The organism is Pseudoalteromonas sp. S2893 (assembly GCF_005887105.1).
GTDB lineage: Bacteria > Pseudomonadota > Gammaproteobacteria > Enterobacterales > Alteromonadaceae > Pseudoalteromonas > Pseudoalteromonas atlantica.
Genome location: NZ_PNCY01000082.1, coordinates 1 through 282, shown reverse-complemented (window position 1 = coordinate 282; position 282 = coordinate 1). Strand labels below are relative to the sequence as shown.

The 282-nt window shown below is 48.2% G+C and carries 2 tRNA genes; both read right to left on the bottom strand.

The window, feature by feature from the left end:
- Window positions 1-33: 33 nt before the first annotated feature.
- Window positions 34-109: transfer RNA gene (locus CWC04_RS19235), tRNA-His, on the bottom strand.
- Window positions 110-133: 24 nt separating this feature from the next.
- Window positions 134-210: transfer RNA gene (locus CWC04_RS19230), tRNA-Arg, on the bottom strand.
- Window positions 211-282: the final 72 nt, after the last annotated feature.

The window sequence follows — 282 nt, the reverse complement described above, 5'->3', positions numbered from 1 at the left end:
AAACTGCGCTAATCGCCGATACTCGAAGTAAATTGGGGTGACTGATGGGGCTCGAACCCACGACAACCGGAATCACAATCCGGGGCTCTACCAACTGAGCTACAATCACCACGGTATTTACTTTGTTTTCAAATGGCGCACCCGGAAGGATTCGAACCTTCGACCAACGCCTTAGAAGGGCGTTGCTCTATCCAGCTGAGCTACGGGCGCATCGAAAACTTCATAGTTTGCCTGTAAGCTATTCTATTATAAAAATAAAAGAAGTGGTCGGCGATGCAGGAT